10 protein-coding genes and 1 pseudogene are annotated in these 20,187 nt (G+C 69.7%); 7 read left to right on the forward strand and 4 right to left on the reverse strand.

From position 1 onward, the window contains the following. Positions 1-146: 146 nt before the first annotated feature. From gloB to CCR97_RS11615, 3 genes are all read right to left on the reverse strand, one after another. On the reverse strand, positions 147-914 hold the full coding sequence (gene gloB, locus CCR97_RS11605; protein WP_111355994.1) for a hydroxyacylglutathione hydrolase: 768 nt from the start codon (positions 912-914) through the stop codon (positions 147-149). 279 nt (positions 915-1,193) lie between these two features. After that, a complete protein-coding gene (gene malQ / locus CCR97_RS11610) occupies positions 1,194-3,167 on the reverse strand; it encodes a 4-alpha-glucanotransferase (RefSeq protein ID WP_111355992.1) in 1,974 nt (657 codons plus the stop codon). A 70-nt stretch (positions 3,168-3,237) separates the two neighbouring features. After that, positions 3,238-4,776 carry an alpha,alpha-trehalose-phosphate synthase (UDP-forming) gene (locus tag CCR97_RS11615; protein ID WP_111355990.1) on the reverse strand — a complete coding sequence of 513 codons (1,539 nt, stop codon included), beginning with the start codon at positions 4,774-4,776 and terminating at the stop codon, positions 3,238-3,240. 286 nt (positions 4,777-5,062) lie between these two features. Here CCR97_RS11615 and CCR97_RS11620 point away from each other — a divergent pair, with 286 nt between their 5' ends. The 7 genes from CCR97_RS11620 (at position 5,063) to CCR97_RS11650 (ending at position 19,962) form a co-directional block, all read left to right on the forward strand. Beyond that, positions 5,063-7,045 (forward strand): alpha-1,4-glucan--maltose-1-phosphate maltosyltransferase, encoded by a 1,983-nt coding sequence (locus CCR97_RS11620; protein WP_201159513.1) that lies wholly within the window; start codon positions 5,063-5,065, stop codon positions 7,043-7,045. Between the two features lie 52 nt (positions 7,046-7,097). Continuing rightward, a complete protein-coding gene (treS, locus tag CCR97_RS11625; RefSeq protein ID WP_111357183.1) occupies positions 7,098-10,412 on the forward strand; it encodes a maltose alpha-D-glucosyltransferase in 3,315 nt (1,104 codons plus the stop codon). Further along, positions 10,409-12,571, forward strand: a complete 2,163-nt coding sequence (gene glgB, locus CCR97_RS11630; RefSeq protein WP_111357180.1) for a 1,4-alpha-glucan branching protein GlgB — start codon at positions 10,409-10,411, stop codon at positions 12,569-12,571. The genes treS and glgB overlap by 4 nt, the downstream gene beginning before the upstream one ends. A 4-nt stretch (positions 12,572-12,575) precedes the next feature. After that, positions 12,576-14,654 (forward strand): glycogen debranching protein GlgX, encoded by a 2,079-nt coding sequence (gene glgX, locus CCR97_RS11635; protein WP_111357178.1) that lies wholly within the window; start codon positions 12,576-12,578, stop codon positions 14,652-14,654. A 70-nt stretch (positions 14,655-14,724) separates the two neighbouring features. Further along, positions 14,725-17,541: a malto-oligosyltrehalose synthase gene (gene treY, locus CCR97_RS11640; RefSeq protein WP_111357176.1), complete on the forward strand. Its 2,817-nt coding sequence runs from the start codon at positions 14,725-14,727 to the stop codon at positions 17,539-17,541. A gap of 146 nt (positions 17,542-17,687) precedes the next feature. Continuing rightward, a complete protein-coding gene (locus CCR97_RS11645; RefSeq protein WP_111357173.1) occupies positions 17,688-18,023 on the forward strand; it encodes a DUF2934 domain-containing protein in 336 nt (111 codons plus the stop codon). A gap of 127 nt (positions 18,024-18,150) precedes the next feature. Continuing rightward, the gene (locus tag CCR97_RS11650) at positions 18,151-19,962 is read left to right on the forward strand and encodes a glycoside hydrolase family 15 protein (RefSeq protein ID WP_111357170.1); all 1,812 of its coding nucleotides are present in this window, start codon (positions 18,151-18,153) and stop codon (positions 19,960-19,962) included. 121 nt (positions 19,963-20,083) lie between these two features. Here the strand turns inward: CCR97_RS11650 and CCR97_RS11655 are convergent. After that, a pseudogene (locus CCR97_RS11655) lies at positions 20,084-20,187 on the reverse strand (IS110 family transposase); the annotation flags it as partial.

Raw genomic sequence — 20,187 nt, forward strand, 5'->3', positions numbered from 1 at the left:
CAACCTCACCCCGTCATCCTGAGGTGCCCGGCAAAGCCGGGCCTCGAAGGATGCGGTCTCGGCGCTGCGGCCGTCGCCCTTCGAGGGCCGCGCGTCGCGCGGCCGCCTCAGGGTGACGGACAATTTCCGAGCGTGCGGCAAGGTCGTCAGAACCGGTTCTTGCGCTCGCGCACCTCGGCGAAGACCTGGGCGGCCGGCTTGCCGGCGAGCTTCACGGCGGCCGCCACGGCCGGCACGTCGGCGCGCAGGAACGGGTTGGCCTGCTTCTCGGCGCCGAGCATCACGGGGATGGTCGGCCGGCCGGCCGCGATCTGCTGCTGCGCCTCGGCGCCGCGCGCCGCCAGCGCCGCGTTGTCGGGCTCGATGGTCTGGGCGAACTTGATGTTGGCGAGCGTGTATTCATGCCCGCAATAGATCGCCGTGTCGTCGGGCAGGGCACGCAGCTTGAGCAGCGAGGCCCACATCTGCTCGGGCGTGCCCTCGATCACCCGGCCGCAGCCGATCGAGAACAGCGTGTCGCCGACGAAGGCGATCTTGTCGGCGTCGAACACGTATGCGATGTGGCCGGCCGTGTGGCCGGGCGTGTCGAGCACGCGCGCCGTCAGGCTGCCCACCGTGACCGTGTCGCCCTCGGCGACGGTCGCGTCGACGGCCGGGATCGGCTGCTTCTCGTGGCGCGGCGCCGTCACCTTGCAGCCGTGCCGCTCCTTCAGCTCGGCGACGCCGCCGGTGTGGTCGCCGTGATGATGCGTCACCAGGATGTCGGTGAGGGTCCAGCCGGTCTCCTTCAGGGCCGCATCGACGGCCCAGGCCTCGGGCGCATCGATCGACGCCGTGGCGCCGGTCGCCGGATCGTGGATCAGCACGCCGAAATTGTCGGACAGGCACTTGAAGAGATGGGTCTGGGCGGCCATGGGGTTCCGTTCGGTCGATGGGGGTCGGTCCTGGACCTAGGATGAACCGGGCGATTGCGCAACGGCAACAAGGTCGCGGCGAGGCAAGGCATCGTGTCCAGGGCGCGGTGCAAGGCGCCGCGAACCGGACCCAGAGCGACACGGCGAGGGTTCGCTTCGGCGCCCCTGGCCCCGGCTCTGCGGCGCATCAGGCCTGTGGCCTGACGCGCCTTGTCCGGGGCACGATGCCGCGAGCTGGACGCGATCTCGTTTATCAGGACGCGATGACGTCCGAACAACTCACCCGAACGCGCGGCCTTCCTCCCGGAGAATGCGGGCGATCTCGGTCAGGCGGTGGTCGCTCGAAAAGTCCTCGAGCCGCACCGGGAGCTTCTGGCGCCAGTTCGGGTGCTCGTTGATGGTGCCGGGCACGTTCGGCTGGTCGGCGACCTGGAAGGCGTCCTCGGCGGCGACCACCATCAGCCGGCTCGGCGTGCGGGCGAGGAAGCGGGCGATGTCGTCGAACGAGACGTGCTCGGCTTCGACGTCGCGCCGCAGCGCCTCGGCGATCCGGGTCCGCGCCTCCTGGCGCTCGTCGGTCGTCTCGCCGGGATCGAGGCCGAGCCCGTGCTTGACGTCGAGGTCGTGGCCCGACATCCAGCCCGAGAAGGTCGAGAGGTCGTGGGTCGAGAACGACACCAGCGCCTGCGCCGGATACTTGCCGGGCGGCGAGAACGAGCTGTCGGTCGTCCATTCGCGCTCGAACAGCATGATCCGATAGGACCACACGTTCCAGCCGGCGAGCGTCTCGCGGAAGCCGTCCGGGACGGTGCCGAGATCCTCGCCGATCACGATGCACTGCTCGGCCTGGCTCTCCTGCGCGACGACCGCCATCATGGCCTCGAGCGGGAAGCGCACATAGGTCCCCTGGTCGGCCTTGAAGCCGTGCGGCACCATGTAGAGCCGGTTGAAGCCGAGCACGTGATCGAGCCGGATCGCGCCGGCGTGGCGCATGACGGCGCGCAGCGTCTCGCGCAGGAGCGCGAAGTCGGTCGCCATCAGGACGCGCGGATTGAACGAGGCGAGGCCCCAGTCCTGCCCGGCCGTGTTGAGGAGATCGGGCGGCGCGCCGGCCGAGAGCTCGCGCACATAGGCGCCCTGGCTCGACCACACGTCGGCACTGTCGGCGGCGACCCCGACCGCGACGTCGAGATAGAGACCGACCGGCATGCCGGCCTCGGCGGCGGCCGCGCTGCAGGCGGCGAGCTGGCGGTCCGCCGTCCACTGCACGAAGGCGTGGAACTCCATGTCGGCGGCCGCGCTCGCGGCGAGCGACGCGATCGCCTCGCGCGACGGCGCCCGCCACTCCTCCGGCCAATTCCACCACGGCCCGCCGTGGCGGGCGCGCAGCACCATGAAGGCGCAATAGCCGGCGAGCCAGTCGCCACGCTCGGTCTTGAAGGCGGCGAAGTCGGCGCGGCGCTCCTCGCTCGCCCGCTCGCGGAACGCCTCGAAAGCGATGCGCAGGCCCTTCAGCTTGAGCGGGATCACGCCGGCATAGTCGACCTGCGGGCTGGCGCGCAGCCGCACGACATCGTCGCCGAGGCCGGCAGCGGCGCCGGGAAACTCCGGGATCGCCGCGACGTCGATGTAGAGCGGATTGAGAAACAGCCGCGAGGTCGGCGAGTAGGGGCTGATCGCGCCGGGATCGTCGAGTGCGATGGCGTGGAGCGGATTGAGCGCGACGCCGGCGGCGCCGAGCCGTCCGGCGAGACGGACGAGCTCGCGCAGATCCGAGAAGTCGCCGATGCCCCAGTTGCGCTCGGAGCGCACACCGTAGAGCTGGACGGCGAGCGCCCAGACGCGGCCGCCCTTGTCGAACGCCTTCGGCTGCCACGCCGCCTCGGGGGCGACCAGCACGGCCTGCGGGCGCGGCCCCGGCGGATCGAGCTGCAGCTGATAGGAGCCGACCTTGGTCTTCTCCGGCAGCACCACGGCGCCGTGCTCGCAGGTGCCCGACGCGACGGTGCGGCCGGCGCGCGTCAGCCGCCACGTCGTGCCGTCCCCGCACACCCCGTAGATCGGCTCGATGTGACCCTTGCGGCGGACGTGGATGTGCGGCTCGGCGCCGAGTGGCGGCCCGCTGCGCGCCAGCACGTCGAGCACCGCCTCGACGGCGTCGTGGCTCACCTCGCGGAACTGGCCGCGCGCGTCGTAGTAGCTCGTCTCGACGCCGAAGGTCTCGGCGCGACGGCTCAGCTCGCCTTCACTCATGCCGCTCGACACTCACGTCGCGAGACGTGTCCCGTGCTCGCCCGTCGCGGTTTCATCGGTCGCGATCGGATCAGTGGCGCTCGAACCGCACCACCGGCGCCTCGGCGCCGCGCGATCCGACCGCCGGCACCGTCGGGACCTGCGAGACGACCGGCAGCGCCATGTAGGCCGAGTCGTCGAGCGTGCGAACGAAGTCGGCGAACCATAGCTGGACGGATGTCGCGCGCAAGACCTTCATCATGGCCTGCCAGCGCGCGATGCGCTCGTCGAGCGACATGCGCAGCGCCGTGCCGATCGCGGCCCCGATCGCCGCGGTGTCGTGCGGATTGACCAGCAGCGCCGCATCGAGCTCGCGCGCCGCCCCGGCGAATTCCGACAGCACCAGCACGCCCGGATCGAACGGATTCTGGGCCGCGACATACTCCTTGGCGACGAGATTCATGCCGTCGGCGAAGGGCGTCACCAGACCGACATGGGCGGTCCGGTAGAACCCCGCGAGCGTGGTCTGGGCGTAGCCCTTGGCGAGATAGCGGATCGGCGTCCAGTCGGGCTCGCCGAAGCGGCCGTTGACGTCGCTGACGAGGCCGGTGATCTCGGTTTTCAGTGCCTTGTAGGCCGGGATGTCGCCGCGCGACGGCACCGCGACCTGAATCAGCGTGACGTTGCGCCGGAGCGTGGGCTCGGTCTCGAGCAGATGGCCGAAGCCGCGCAGTCGGTTGGCGATGCCCTTCGAGTAGTCGACGCGGTCGACGCCGATCACGAGCTTGCCGCCCTGCAGGCTGGAGCGCAGCCGCGACACCTCCGGCCGCGCCGCCGCCTTGGTGGCACGGCTCGCGAACAGCTCGGTGTCGATGGTGATCGGGAAGGTGCCGAGCCGGGTCTCGCCGTGGCGCGACCGCACCGACGTGGCGCCGGTCGAGGCCGTCACGGCGGCGCCGGCCGCGGTCGTGCCGGTCAGCGTCGCGCCGGGCAGCGCGGCGCCGATCGCGGTGAGGCCGAGCTCGCGACGCAGGTAGCTCTCGAAGTTGCGTTGCGAGTCCATCGTCTGGAAGCCGATCAGGTCGTAGGCCAGCATCGCCTCGATCAGCTCGCGATGGTGCGGCACCGCCACCATGGCGTCGCGGCCCGGCATCGGCGTGTGCAGGAAGAAGCCGATCGGCAGGCTGACGCCGAGCTTGCGCAACTCGGCACCGAGCGGCAGGAAATGATAATCGTGCACCCAAAGGGTCGCGTCGGCGCGGCAGAAGCGGAGCAGCGCGCGCGCCATGTGGCCGTTCACCTCGCGGTAGGAGCCGTAGTCCTGCGGGCTGGTGGCGATCAGATCGGGGCGCGAATGCAGCGCCGGCCATAACGCCGAGTTGGCGAAGCCTTCGTAGTAGCCGCGGTAGTGCTCTGTCGGCAGATCGAGTGTCGCCAGTGCACCTTTGCCGAGGGATTCGACCTCGAGCAACGGCTCCTTGCCGCAGGCGTCGCGGGTCCGCCCGCTGGCACCGACCCAGATCGCGCCGGACTCGGTGACGGCCGGCAGCAGGGCGGCGGCCAGACCGCCCGTCATCGGCTCGTCGGCCTTGGCCCGCGCCACCCGGTTGGACACCACGACGATACCCAAAGCGATCCTCCTGATGACTGCCCCGACATCTCGGCGCCGGGGACCGACAACTTGCGCCGTGGAACAACAACTTGGATCGTGTCGGGTTCCGGGCGGAGGACCGGCCGAGCCGTCGCCCCGGCTAGAACCGACCGGTGATTCGGTGCTTCGGCACGGGTGCGGCGCAGCCCGACGGTCGAAGCCACGGAATGGAACCGCAGCGCGGCTGATTCGTTTTCGTTCGCCGTCGGGTAGCGCCGTCGGGTAACCTCGGCACACGACCCTCGACACACGAACATGGTCGATCATGACGCACGATCCGCGCCTCACCTCGGCCCTGGACGCGACGCCGCTGGATTCGGACGTCTATGGTCGCCGCTACGTCATCGAGGACGTCTATCCGACTGTCGATTCCGGCCGGCACCCGGTGAAGCGGATGGTCGGCGAGCCGGTCGACGTGTGGGCCGACATCTTTCGTGACGGTCACGAGGTGACGGTGGCGGCGCTGCGCTGGCGGCGCGAGGGCGAGCGCGGCTGGTGGACGGCGCCGATGCTGCATGTCGAGAACGACCGCTGGCACGGGACCTTCGTCCCGATCGAGCTCGGCCGCCACGTCTTCGCGATCGAGGCCTGGACCAGCGGATTCGCCACCTGGCGCCGCGACACGCTCGCCAAGCAGCGGGCCGGACAGGACGTCGCGCTCGAGCTGCAGGAGGGCCGCGCCCTGGTCGCGGCGGCGCTGCCGCGCGCCGGCGACACGGCCGGCAAGCTGCAGGCCGCCCTGAACCTGTTCGATGCGAGCCGGGACGCGCGGCCGCTGCTTGCCGCCGATCTCGCCGCCGCGATGGCGGCGGTCGAGCCGCGCCCCGATCTCACCTGGAGCCAGCCGTTCCCGATGATGATCGAGCGGGCGCGGGCCCGCGCCGGCGCGTGGTACGAGCTGTTCCCGCGCAACGAGACCGACGATCCGGCCCGTCACGGCACCTTCGACGACGTCGTCGCGCGGCTGCCCGACATCGCCGCGATGGGCTTCGATGTTCTGTACTTTCCCCCGATCCACCCGATCGGGACGACGAACCGCAAGGGCAAGAACAATGCGCTGATCGGGACGCCGGACGATCCCGGCAGCCCCTACGCGATCGGTGCCGCCGAGGGCGGCCACGACGCCATCCACCCGGCGCTCGGGACGCTCGACGACTTCCGCCGCCTGGTCGCGGCGGCGCGCGGCCACGGGCTCGAGATCGCGCTCGACTTCGCGACGCAATGCTCGCCCGACCATCCGTGGATCAGACAGCATCCGGAATGGTTCAAGTGGCGGCCCGACGGGTCGATGAAATACGCCGAGAACCCGCCGAAGAAGTACGAGGACATCACCAACCCGGACTTCTACTGCGCCGACCGCGTGGCGCTGTGGCAGGCGCTGCGCGACGTCGTGCTGTTCTGGGCCGAGCAGGGCGTCCGCATCATCCGGGTCGACAATCCGCACACCAAGCCGTTCCCGTTCTGGGAGTGGATGATCCGCGACGTGCAGGCGCGCTTTCCCGACCTGATCTTCCTGTCGGAGGCCTTCACGCGCCCGAAGGTCATGAAGGCGCTGGCGAAGCTCGGCTTCTCGCAGTCCTACACCTACTTCACCTGGCGGACCGGCAAGGACGAGCTCTCCGCCTACATGGTGGAGCTGATGCGACATCCGGAGCGGGAGTATTTTCGCCCGAACTTCTTCGTCAACACGCCCGACATCCTGCCCTATCATCTGCAGGGCGGGGAGCCGTGGATGTTCAAGTCGCGGGTCGCGCTCGCCGCGACGCTCGCGGGCAGCTATGGTGTGTTCGCCGGCTTCGAGCTCCTCGAGCATGTGCCGCTCGCGCCCGGCAAGGAGGAGTATCTCGATTCCGACAAGTACGAGATCAGGCCGCGCGACTGGAACGCGCCCGGCAACATCAAGGATTACATCGCGATGCTCAACGGCGTCCGCCGCGCCAATCCGGCGCTTCAGCAGACGTCGAACTTCGCGTTCGCGCTGGTCGACAGTCCGAACGTGATCGGCTTCGTGAAGGAATCGGTCGGACGCGACAACGTCGTCGCGGCGGCCGTCGCGCTCGCGCCCGGCCGCCACGACGTGTGGCTGCATTTCGGCGACATGCGGATCGGTCCGGAGGACGCGCGTCGGCCGGTGCGGGCGGTCGAGAATCTCGTCACCGGCGAGTGGCGGCTGGTCGAATGGGGCGGGGTGCGCCTCGCCATCGACGCCGACCGGGACCCCGCCGTGCTCCTGCGTTGCGTCGCCTGATCGCGGTGTGCCTCGATCGCCGGACGACCCCCGTCAACAGCCTCGGAAGCCCATGAACCTTATGTCCGACATCGCCGCCGCGACGGCTCCGAATCAGGCCGGCGACCCGCTCTGGTACAAGGACGCCGTGGTCTACCAGATCCACGTCAAGTCGTTCTTCGACAGCAACAACGACGGGATCGGCGACTTCAACGGCCTGACCCAGCAGCTCGACTACATCCAGGATCTCGGCGTCACGGCGCTGTGGCTGCTGCCGTTCTATCCGAGCCCGGGCCGTGACGACGGCTACGACATCGCCGACTATCGCCGCATCAACCCCGACTTCGGCTCGATGAAGGACTTCCGCCGGTTCATGAACGAGGCGCACCGGCGCGGCCTGAAGGTGATCACCGAGCTGGTCATCAACCACACCTCCGACCAGCATCCGTGGTTCAAGCGGGCGCGCCGCTCGCGCCGCGGCTCGAACGCCCGCGACTGGTACGTGTGGAGCGACACCGACCAGAAGTTCCTCGACACCCGGATCATCTTCACCGACACCGAGAAGTCGAACTGGACCTGGGACCAGGAGGCGGGCGCCTACTACTGGCACCGCTTCTTCTCGCACCAGCCGGACCTCAACTTCGACAATCCGCGCGTGCTGTGGGCGATGGTGCAGGTGATGCGCCGCTGGCTCGACTTCGGGGTCGACGGATTCCGGCTCGACGCCATCCCGTATCTGGTCGAGCGCGAGGGCACCATCAACGAGAACCTGCCCGAGACCCACACGCTCATCAAGAAGCTGCGGGCCGAGCTCGACGCCTACGCGCCCGGCACCTTCCTGCTCGCCGAGGCGAACCAGTGGCCCGAGGACGTCCGCGCCTATTTCGGCGACGGCGACGAATGCCACATGGCGTTCCACTTCCCCCTGATGCCGCGCATCTACATGGCGATCGCCCAGGAGGACCGCTTCCCGATCAACGACATCCTGCGCCAGACCCCGGACATTCCGGGCAACTGCCAGTGGGCGCTGTTCCTGCGCAATCACGACGAGCTCACGCTCGAGATGGTGACGGACGCCGAGCGCGACTATCTGTGGTCGACCTACGCGGCCGATCCGCGCGCCCGCATCAATCTCGGCATCCGCCGCCGTCTCGCGCCGTTGATGGACAACGACCGGCGCAAGATCGAGCTGATGAACAGCCTCCTCTTGTCGTTGCCGGGCACGCCGGTCGTCTACTACGGCGACGAGATCGGGATGGGCGACAACATCTATCTCGGCGACCGCAACGGCGTGCGCACGCCGATGCAGTGGACCTCCGACCGCAACGGCGGCTTCTCGCGCTGCGATCCCGCGAAGCTCTTCCTGCCGCCGATCATGGACCCGGTCTACGGCTACCAGGCCGTCAACGTGGAGGCGCAGGCGCGCTCGCCCTCGTCGCTGTACAATTGGATGAAGCGGCTGATCGGGGTGCGCAAGTCCAGCAAGGTGTTCGGCCGCGGCGGCATGACCATCCTACGGCCGTCGAACCGCTCCGTGCTGGCCTATCTGCGGCACCACGACAACGAGGTGATTCTCTGCGTCGCCAACTTGTCGCGCTCGGCCCAGTGGGCCGAGATCGACCTGTCGGCGTGGCGCGGCCGGGTGCCGATCGAGATGATCGGCCGGATGCGGTTCAAGCGGATCGACGACGGGCCGTTCGCCGTCACGCTCGCCCCTTACGGCTTCTTCTGGTTCCAGCTCTCCGACGAGAGCGGCGGCCCCGGCCCGGAGACCATCATGCCGCGCGAATGGATCACGCTGGTGCTGCAGGGCGACTGGAGCTCCATCGGCAAGGCCCGGGTGCGCCAGCCGTTGGAGCGCGAGGTGCTGCCGGCCTTCCTGTCCGGCCGGCGCTGGTTCGCCGGCAAGGGGATGGCGGGCGGCGAGACCCGCGTGTCGCGCCTCGTGCCGCTCGGCGACGGGGCGTTCCCGCCGGTGCTCGCCGTCGTCGATCATGTCGGCCCGAGCGGCGCGGTCGCCCGCTACGCGCTGCCGCTGGCGGTGCGCTGGGGCCCCATCGACCGCAGTGCCGACTATCCGCTGACCGCGATTCTGGCGCCGGTGCGGCTCACCAATCGCGAGGGTGCACTGGTCGACGCGGTCGCCGACCGTGAGGTCGTCTCGGCCCTCGTGGGCCAGATTCACGCGGGCGCGCGGCGTGGCGACGGCGAGGCGATGCTGGAGTTCCTGCCGACCGAGCGTTTCGCCGCCGGCACGCTGCCGCCGATCGCCCTGGTGCGGGGCGCCGGCGTCGAGCAGACCAACTCGACGACCCTGATCGACAATTCGTTCGTGCTGAAGATCTACCGCCGCATCACGGCCGGGGTGAACCCGGAGGTCGAGACGGGGCGCTTCCTCACCGACGCGACCACGTTCGCCAACACGCCGCCCTTGATGGGGACGATCGAGCTGGTCGAGGACGGACGGCGCTCGGCCGTCGCCGTCCTGCATCGCTTCGTCGAGAACCAGGGCGATGCCTGGTCGCACACCGCCGCCTCGCTCGATCGCTGGCTGGAGGACGTGGCGATGCTGCCGGGCGCGACCGAGACCCATCCGGCGCCCGACATCACCTTCATCAACCGCGTGCGACAGATCGGCCGCCGCACTGCGGAACTGCATCTGGCGCTCGCGAGTCGTCCCGATGTCGCCGACTTCGCGCCCGAGCCGGTCACCATGTCGGATGTCGACACATGGACGTCCGAGCTCGTGCGCAACGCCGAGGCGATGTTCGCCGAGCTGGCGCGGCGGCAGCCGGGCCTCCCGGCGACGGCGCAGCCTTCGGCCCAGCTCTTGCTCGGTCGCCGCGAGGAGGCGATCGCGACCCTCTCCGGCCTGCTCGCCGGGCCGGTCGGCGCGGGGACGATCGACGTCGACAAGATCCGTCATCACGGAGATTTCCATTTGGGGCAGATTCTGATCGCCAAGGACGACGTGCAGATCGTCGACTTCGAGGGGGAGCCCGAGCGATCGCACGCCGAGCGGATTCGCAAGGCGCCCTCCGCCCGCGATGCCGCCGGATTCGTGCGTTCGCTCGACTACGCCGCGACGTCCGCCCTGATCCGTCACCTGGAGAAAGCCGCCGACGGACCGCAGCGACTGACAGAGGTACTTGACTCCTGGCGCAATGCGGCGACGGATGCGTTCTTGATGTGCATGCGCGAAACGTCGGCTGGCAGCCGGCTGTGGCCCTCCGATCAGGCCACGGCCGACCGCCTCCTGCGGTTCTTCATTGTGGAAAAGGCCGTTTACGAGGTGGGATATGAGTTCGCCAATCGTCCCGACTGGGTCCATGTGCCGCTCGCCGGGCTGGCACGGGCTCTCTTTCCGGTCGAAGGCGCGCAGCCATGACTGAAGTCGTGACCCCGGAGGCTCATGCCATCATCGGCGGTTATCACGCCGATCCCTTCCGTTATCTCGGTCCCCATGTCGATCATGGCCAGCCGATCGTCCGCGTCTACCTGCCGGGCGCCCGGCAGGTTCGGGTCCGCTATCCGGACGGGCAGGAGGCCGAGCTCAAGCGTCTCCACGACGCCGGACTGTTCTCCGGCCCGGTGCCGTCGAACGGCCGCGACTACCGGCTGCTGGCGACATGGGGCAAGAGCGCGGCGATCGAGCTCGACGACCCCTACCGATTCGGCCCGGTGTTCTCCGACCTCGATCTGTATCTGATGGGCGAGGGGACGCACCTGCAGATCTACGACCGCCTCGGCGCCCACACGATGGTGCACGAGGGCGTCCCGGGCGTCGCCTTCGGCGTGTTCGCGCCGAACGCCCGCCGGGTCAGCGTGGTCGGCGACTTCAACTTCTGGGACGGCCGCCGCCACGCCATGCGGGTGCGTGGCAACGGCTTCTGGGAGATCTTCATTCCCGACGTGAAGCCGGGCGACAAGTACAAGTACGAGATCATCGGGCCGCACTCCTCGGCGCCGCTCCTCAAGGCCGACCCCTACGCCTTCTCGGCCGAGGTGCGTCCGCTCACCGCCTCGGTGATCGTCGATCCGGCGAGCCTGCCGCAGATCACGCCCGGCCCCGCCGGCATCAACCGGCACGACGCGCCGATCTCGATCTACGAGGTCCATCTCGGCTCGTGGCGGCGCAATCCGTACCTCAACAACTCCTGGCTCACCTATCGCGAGCTCGCCGAGCAGCTGCCCCAATACGTCGCCGACATGGGCTTCACCCATATCGAGCTGCTGCCGATCGCCGAGCACCCGTTCGACGCCTCGTGGGGCTACCAGCCGACCGGCCTCTACGCGCCCACCAGCCGGTTCGGAACGCCGCACGACTTCGCCTGCATGGTCGACGCGTTCCACAAGCACGGCGTCGGCGTCATCCTCGACTGGGTGCCGGGCCACTTCCCGGACGACGCCCACGGCCTCGCCCAGTTCGACGGCACCGCGCTCTACGAGCACGCCAATGCGATGCAGGGCCGACACCTCGACTGGAACACGCTGATCTACAATTTCGGCCGCCGCGAGGTGGCGAACTTCCTGGTCGCCAACGCGCTGTTCTGGATGGAGCGCTACAAGATCGACGGCCTGCGCGTCGACGCCGTCGCCTCGATGCTCTATCTCGACTACTCGCGGCCCGAGGGCGGCTGGATCCCCAACAAGTACGGCGGCCGCGAGAACCTCGAGGCGATCGATCTCCTGCGCCGCTTCAACACCGAGGTGTTCGGCAGTTTCCCGAACGCGACCACCATGGCGGAGGAGTCGACCGCCTGGCCGATGGTGTCGCGTCCGGCCGACATCGGCGGGCTCGGTTTCGGCTTCAAGTGGAACATGGGGTGGATGCACGACACCCTGCGTTACATGTCGAAGGACCCGATCTATCGCAAGCATCACCACGGCGACGTCACCTTCGGGATGCTGTACGCGTTCTTCGAGAATTTCGTGCTGCCGCTGTCCCACGACGAGGTGGTGCACGGAAAGGGCTCGATCTTCGGCCGCATGCCGGGTGATCGCTGGCAGAAGTTCGCCAATCTGCGCGCCTACTACACGTTCATGTACGGTCACCCGGGCAAGAAGCTCCTGTTCATGGGCGGCGAGTTCGCCCAGGAGCGCGAGTGGCAGCACGACCACAGCCTCGACTGGCACCTGCTCGAGGACAAGCACCACGCCGGCGTCCAGTCGCTCATTCGCGACCTCAACCGCCTCTACAAGACGCTGCCGGCCCTGCATCAGCTCGATGCGGAGCCCGGTGGCTTCGAGTGGCTGGTCGTCGACGACGCCGACAACAGCGTCTTCGCCTGGCTGCGCCGCGGCCGCGATCCGGGCTCGGTCTGTCTCGTCGCCGTCAACTTCACGCCGGCGCCGCGGGAGAACTACCGCCTGCGGGTGCCGTTCGGCGGCGGCTGGCGCGAGGTGTTCAACTCCGACGCCGAGATCTACGGCGGCGGCAATATCGGCAACGGTGGCCGCATCCAGGCCGAAGACACCGACCACGGCGCCGTGCTGAACCTGGTGCTGCCGCCGCTCGCCGGGATCGTGCTGGTTCCGGAGGCGTGACGTCATGAGGGTCGAGCCGGGCGCGCCGTATCCGCTCGGCGCGACCTTCGACGGCCGCGGAACGAACTTCGCGATCTTCTCGGCCAATGCCGAGAAGATCGAACTCTGCTTGTTCGACAACAGCGGGCGGCGCGAGACGGATCGCATCGTCCTGCCGGCCGTGACCGAGGACGTCTGGCACGCCTATCTGCCCCAGGTCGTTCCCGGGCAGGTCTACGGCTATCGCGTCTACGGACCCTACGATCCGGAGCGCGGCCACCGCTTCAATCCGCACAAGCTGCTGCTCGACCCCTATGCCAAGCGGCTGACCGGGCACTTCGTCTGGAGCGACGCGCATTTCGCGTACCGGATGCGCAGCGCCCGCGCGGATCTCTCCTTCGACAAGCGCGACAATGCCCGCGGAGTTCCGAAGGCGGTCGTCGTCGACGACGCCTTCACCTGGGGCCGCCATCCGCGGCCCGCGGTGCCGTGGCATTCGACCGTGATCTACGAGGCGCATGTCCGCGGCCTCACCATGCAGCGCGAGGACGTGCCGTCGCATCTGCGCGGCTCGTTCCGCGGGCTCGCCGCGCCGGCGATGATCGAGCACTACAAGCGGCTCGGCATCACGGCGATCGAGCTGCTGCCCGTGCACGCCTTCGTCGACGAGCGCATGCTGGTCGACAAGGGGCTGCGCCAGTACTGGGGCTACGGCACGGTCGGCTTCTTCGCCCCGGAGCCGCGCTACGGCACGCCGGAGACCGGCGTCGAAGACTTCAAGTCGATGGTCGGCCAGCTCCACGACGCGGGGATCGAGGTCTATCTCGACGTCGTCTACAATCACACGGGCGAGGGCAATCATCTCGGCCCCACGCTGTCGTTCCGCGGCATCGACAACGCCTCGTACTACTGGCTGCGGCCGAACGCGCCGCGCTACTACGAGGACTTCACCGGCTGCGGCAACTCGCTCAACCTCACCCATCCGCGCGTCCTGCAGATGGTGATGGACTCGTTGCGGTACTGGGTCGAGCAGTGCCACGTCGACGGCTTCCGCTTCGACCTCGCGACGACGCTCGGGCGCGAGCCGCACGGCTTCGACCCGACCTCCGGCTTCTTCGCCGCGATCGGCCAGGACCCGGTGCTGTCGCGCGTGAAGCTGATCGCCGAGCCCTGGGACATCGGGCTCGGTGGCTATCAGCTCGGCGGCTTCCCGCCCGGCTGGTCGGAATGGAACGACCAGTTCCGCCGCACCGCGCGGTCGTTCTGGCGCGGCGACGCCAACCAGATCCGCGACCTCGCGGCGCGCGTCACCGGCTCGGCCGATCGCTTTCGTCACCGCCGCCGCATGCCGCGCGCCAGCGTCAACCACGTCACGGTGCACGACGGCTTCACGCTCGCCGACCTCGTGAGCTATGCGCGCAAGCACAACGAGGCGAACGGCGAGGGCAACCGCGACGGCTCCGACGACAACATCAGCGCCAACTGGGGTGTCGAGGGGCCGACCTCCGACAAGGAGATCCGCGAGATCCGCCGCCGCGTGCGCAGCGGCCTCCTGGCGACCCTGTTCCTGTCGCAGGGCGTGCCGCTGATGCTGGCCGGCGACGAGGTCGGCAACTCGCAGAGCGGCAACAACAACGCCTATTGCCAGGACAACGAGATCGGCTGGGTCGACTGGTCCGGCCTCGGCCGCGACGGCGACGATATCGTCGCGCTGGTCGAGAAGCTGACGGCGCTGCGGCGCGACTACCCGCAGCTCCAGGGCCGGCGCTGGCTGGTCGGCCGCCGCGGCGACCAGTACGACGTGAAATGGCTGACCCCCGGTGGAACCGAGATGGACGGTGCGGATTGGGCCTTTGCGGAAGCGAGGTTCCTGTCCTACGTGCTCGCCCCGCTCGATCCCTCGGGTGCTCCTTTGCTGATCCTGCTCAACGCGGCCGCTCATCCGGTCGATTTCGTGCTGCCGAAATGGCCCGACTGCGCGGCCTGGACCCGGGTGCTGGCGACCGTCGCGCCCGACGAGGGCAAGGCCGATGCGCCGCCGAAGCCCGGCATGAAGCTGGCGGCACCCTCGCGCTCCGTCACCGTCTTCGCGGGAACGCCGTGACGTCCGCGCCGGCTTCGGCCGGCGCCGCGCATGCTGCTTCAGCGAGTCCCGCCCCGTGCCAGGAGGCCCGATGCCGCCCGTCGTTCCGACCGCGACCTATCGGCTGCAGCTCTCGTCCAAGCTCGGCTTCGACGATGCCGCCGCGCTGGTGCCGTATCTGAAGAGCCTCGGCGTCAGTCATCTCTACGCCTCGCCGTTCCTGAAGGCGCGCGCCGGCTCGACCCACGGCTACGACATCGTCGACCACGACGCCCTCAATCCCGAGTTCGGCGGCGACGAGGCCTTCGACCGCCTATCCGAAGCGTTGGCGAAGGCCGACATCGGCCTCATCCTCGACTTCGTGCCGAACCACATGGGCGTCGGCTACGCCGACAACGCGTGGTGGCTCGACGTGCTCGAATGGGGCCAGAAGTCGCCGCATGCCGCCTCCTTTGACATCGAGTGGGAGACGCTGCCGTACCGCCCGAACGGCGGCCTGCTGATCCCGGTCCTCGGCAAGTCCTACGGCGAGGCGCTCGACGACGGCGATCTCGTGCTGAAATACGACGCCGGCGAAGGCTCGTTCTCGGTCTGGTATTTCGAGCATCGGCTGCCGATCCGGCCGAACCGCTACGGCGACATCCTGAAGACCGTGGTGGCGGAGGCGGGCGCCGCCGACACCGACGCCGGGCGAAAGCTGCTGGCGCTGGCGAACCGCTTCCCCGATCCGAACGAGCCGAGCCGCGAGCACGCGCCCGCCTTCAAGGCCGAGCTCGCCGCCGTGCCGGGCGGCGCCGAGGTGATCGAGCGCGGGCTCGCCGCCTACCGGCCGGGGGCCGCCGACCCGACCCGGCTGCACCGCCTGCTGGAGCGCCAGCACTACCGCGTGGCCCACTGGCGCGTGGCCTTCACCGAGATCAACTACCGGCGCTTCTTCGACATCAACGATCTCGCCGGGATCAAGGTCGAGAACCTCGCGACCTTCGACGCCGCGCACCGCCGTGTGTTGCAGCTCGTCCGCGACGGCCGCCTGCACGGCCTGCGGCTCGATCACGTCGACGGCCTGCTCGATCCGGTGCAGTACGCGCGCCGTCTGTCGCGGGTCGTGCGCGCCGTGCGGCCCGGGCCCGCACGCACCCAGCCCTTCTACATCGTCGCGGAGAAGATCCTCGCCGAGGGCGAGCCGATGCCGGCCATGCCGGGCATCGCCGGCACCACCGGCTACGACGTGCTCAACGACATCGTCCGGGTGCTGCTCGACGATGCCGGCATGCCGCGGCTCGATGCGCTCTATCGCGACATTCTCGGCGAGCGGCAGGACTTCGAACGCATCGTCGAGGACGCCAAGCTGCGGGTGCTCGACACCATGCTGGCGTCTGAGTTCACGGTGCTGTGCCGTCTGCTCGCCCGCATCGCGGCCGGCCACTGGAAGAGCCGCGACTTCACCTTCGAGCGCCTGCGCGCCGCGCTGCAGGCCTACATCGTCCACTTCCCGGTCTACCGCACCTATATCGGCGCGGGCGGCCAGGTCTCGGCCGAGGACCGGGCCCGGATCGTCGACACGATCACGCGGGCGCGCTCGCGCTGGTACGGCCCCGACACCGGCGTGCTCGAGTTCCTGCAGGACGTGCTCACCCTCGACCTGATCGCCCCGGGCCGCCAGGGCTACAGCATCCCGCGGGTACGGCGCTTCTCGGCGAAGGTCCAGCAGCTCACCGGGCCCGTGATGGCGAAGGCGCTCGAGGACACGGCGTTCTATCGCTTCCACCGGCTGATCGCGCTCAACGAGGTGGGCGGCGAGCCGGTGCTGCCGGCGCTGTCGCCGGGCGAGTTCGACTACCGCATGAAGGCGCGGTTCGTCCATCCGCATGCGATGGTCGCGACCGCGACGCACGACACCAAGCGCGGCGAGGACGCGCGCATGCGCATCCTGTCGATCGCCGAGATCGCGCCCGACTGGGAGGCGGCGGTGCGGCGCTGGCGCCTGCGCAACGAGGCGGTGATCACCAAGAAGCCGCGCCGGTCGCCGTCCGACGCGCACGAGTACATGCTCTATCAGGCGCTCGTCGGCGTCTGGCCGAACGCTGGCGGCAAGGGCTCCGGCGGCGCGGATGCCGGCCTCGTCGAGCGGCTGCAGACCTATGCCGTCAAGGCCCTGCGCGAGGGCAAGCAGGAAACGAGCTGGCACAATCCGAACGACGCCTACGAGGGCGCCGTCACGGCCTTCATCGCGCGTCTGCTCGACCCCGACGCGTCGTCCGACTTCCTCGCCGACTTCTCCGAGATCGCCGGTCGCACGGCGCTGCTCGGCGCCCTGAACAGCCTCTCCCAGCTCGGCCTCAAGATGACGATTCCCGGCGTGCCGGACATCTATCAGGGCACCGAGCTGTGGGACCTCTCGCTGGTCGATCCCGACAACCGCCGCGCCGTCGATTTCGACGCGCGCAATGCGATGCTGACGGCCATCGGCGAGACGCCGGACTGGGCGGCGCTCGCGGCTTCGTGGACCGACGGGCGGATCAAGCTCGCGCTGACGCACCGGCTCTTGGAGCTTCGCCGCGCCCTGCCGGCCGTGTTCGCCGACGGCGGCTACGCGCCGCTGCCCGTGGAAGGCCCGCAGGCCGGTCACGTGCTCGCCTTCGCCCGCACCGGGCGACGTGACGCCGTGATCGTCGCGGTGCTGCGCCACGTCGCGCCGCTCACCGAGGGGGGCCGGCGCTGGCTCGACGCCGACGGGCTCGACGCCGCCGTGTCGCTCGACGGCTACACGGTCAAGGCGGACGCGCTGCGGCCGGGTGGGCCGGTCCCGTCCGGCACCGTGCCGGCGAAGGCGCTGTTCGGCCCGCTGCCGGTCGCCGTTCTTCGCGCGACGCACGGGGCGCGCGCCGCCGGGCGGGCGGCACGCTAGGTCGTCGTCCCGTCGCGTCGCGGGGCTAGGCTCGGCGGTCGGGGGACGTTTCCCGCTCATGCGGGAACCGCGCCCCCACAGCTCCCGTTCTCGACATCGATATCGTTTCGCACAAGTGGCCCGAAGAGACGTGGCAGGAGCCCCCCATGGACGACCACGAGCAGCGCGTGCGCGAGCGCGCCTTTCAGATCTGGCAGGAGCACGGCTGTCCGGACGGGCAGGCCGAGGCGCATTGGGAGATGGCGCGCGAGCTGGTCGCCATCGAGGAAAACCAGGACCTGACGCTGGTTCCGGTGGCGCGCGATCCCGACGACCCGACCATCGCGGCCGACGCGGTCGAGGAGGCGGGTCCCGCCGCCAATGCGGCCGGCGAGCTGCCGACCCTGACCGACGAGGGCGAGCAGAGCTACCCGCCGAGCCGCGAGGCGGAGCGCGAGGCTGCGGCGTCCGGTCCGCCCGACGACACCAAGGCGGCCGAGTGAGGTCCGCCGCGCGACGCGCGTCGCGTGACGCACGCCGCCCGACATCGCGGCCGCGTATCGGCCACAGAGCCGCACGAGGATGGCGGGCTGCCGCAGGTCGCGGCCAGCCCGCCGAGTTCCTGCCTCCATGCCCTCCCGCATCGAAGACTATGCCCTGATCGGCGACGGCGAGACCGCCGCGCTCGTCGACCGCACCGGATCGATCGACTGGCTGTGCTGGCCGCGTTTCGATTCCGACGCCTGCTTCGCGGCGCTGCTCGGCACGCCCGAGCACGGTCGCTGGCGCCTCGCGCCACGCGACCCGAGCGTGCGCGTCACCCGCCGCTACCGCGACTCGACCCTCATCCTCGAGACCCGCTTCGAGACCGCGTCCGGTGCCGTCGTTCTCACCGACTTCATGCCGCTGCGCGACGGCTCCTCCGAGGTCGTGCGGATGGTGACGGGCGTCTCCGGCCGCGTCGCCATGGCGATGGAGCTGGTGCTGCGCTTCGGCACCGGGGCGATCGTGCCGTGGGTCAGCCATCTCGAGGACGGCACGCTGCGCGCCATCGCCGGCCCCGACATGGTGGTGCTGCAGACGCCGGTGCGGCTCGAAGGCCGCGACCTCACCACGGTCGCCGAGTTCACCGTGAGGGCGGGCGAGACAGTGCCGTTCGTGCTCGCCTTCGCGCCCTCGCATCATCCCCCGCCGCCGCCCGTCGACGCCGCCGCCGTGCTGGCCGAGACCGAGGCGTTCTGGCGCGACTGGGCGTCGAGCTGCCGGTCGGCCGGGCGCTGGTCGGCCATGGTGGTGCGCTCGCTCGTCACCCTGAAGGCGCTGATCTACGCGCCGACCGGCGGCATCGTCGCGGCGCCGACCACGTCGCTGCCCGAATGCCTCGGCGGCACCCGCAACTGGGACTACCGCTTCTGCTGGGTGCGCGACTCGACGCTGACGCTGTTCGCTCTCATGAACGCCGGCTACTTTCACGAGGCGCAGGCGTGGCGCGACTGGCTCGTGCGGGCCGTCGCCGGCAGCCCGGAGCAGATCCAGATCATGTACGGGCTCGCCGGCGAGCGCCGCCTCACCGAGTGGGAAGTGTCGTGGCTGCCCGGCTACGAGGGCTCGCGGCCGGTGCGCATCGGCAACGACGCCTACCGCCAGCTCCAGCTCGACGTGTTTGGCGAGGTGATGGCGACGTTCCACCAGGCGCGCCACGGCGGGCTTGCCCCGACGACCTCCGGCTGGGATCTGCAGCAGCGCCTGCTCGCGCATCTCGACACGGTGTGGCGCGAGCCGGACGAGGGGATCTGGGAGGTGCGCGGGCCGCGCCAGCACTTCACCTTCTCCAAGGCGATGTGCTGGCTCGCCTATGATCGCGCGCTCCGCAGCGCCGAGGAGCACGGCCTGCCCGGGCCGGTCGCCGAGTGGCGGTCGAAGCGCGACGCGATCCACGCCGACATCTGCGCCAACGGCGTCGATCCGGCGCGCGGCTGCTTCGTCCAGGCCTACGGGTCGCGCGAGCTCGACGCGAGCCTGTTGCTGCTGCCCATCATCGGCTTCCTGCCGGTCGACGACCCGCGCATCGCCGCGACGGTCGCGGCGATCGAGCACGATCTGCTCTCCCACGGCTTCGTGCTGCGCTACCGCAGCGAGACGACGGCGGACGGCCTGCCGCCCGGCGAGGGCGTCTTTCTCGCCTGCAGCTTCTGGCTGGTCGACGTCTACGTGCTGCAGGGGCGCCGGGACGAGGCGCGCGCCCTGTTCGAGCGGCTCTTGTCGCTCGCCAACGATGTCGGCCTGTTCGCCGAGGAGTACGACGTCCACACCCGCCGCCAGGTCGGCAACTTTCCCCAGGCCTTCACCCACGTCGCGCTGGTCAACAGCGCCTACAATCTGGTCGGAACCCGCACGCCCGCGCCGGCCGAGCCGCCGGAGGCGGCGACGGCGGAGTCGTGATCAGGTTGGCGTTGATAGATGTGAGCGGCCGACCGTTGACGTCGCGATGGCGCTCCGGCCCTCTCCCTGAGGGAGAGGACCGACGCGCAAAGCGCGTCGGGGTGAGCGACTGTCTTGGCTGTCAAGCGTTTTGCCATGGTCGATTGTCCCTGAGCATGGCGTTGAGGATTGTCAGTAGCTTCCGAGCGACGGCGATCAAGGCGACCATCTTCGGCTTGCCGGCAC

The organism is Rhodoplanes elegans (assembly GCF_016653355.1).
In the GTDB taxonomy this organism is placed as follows: domain Bacteria; phylum Pseudomonadota; class Alphaproteobacteria; order Rhizobiales; family Xanthobacteraceae; genus Rhodoplanes; species Rhodoplanes elegans.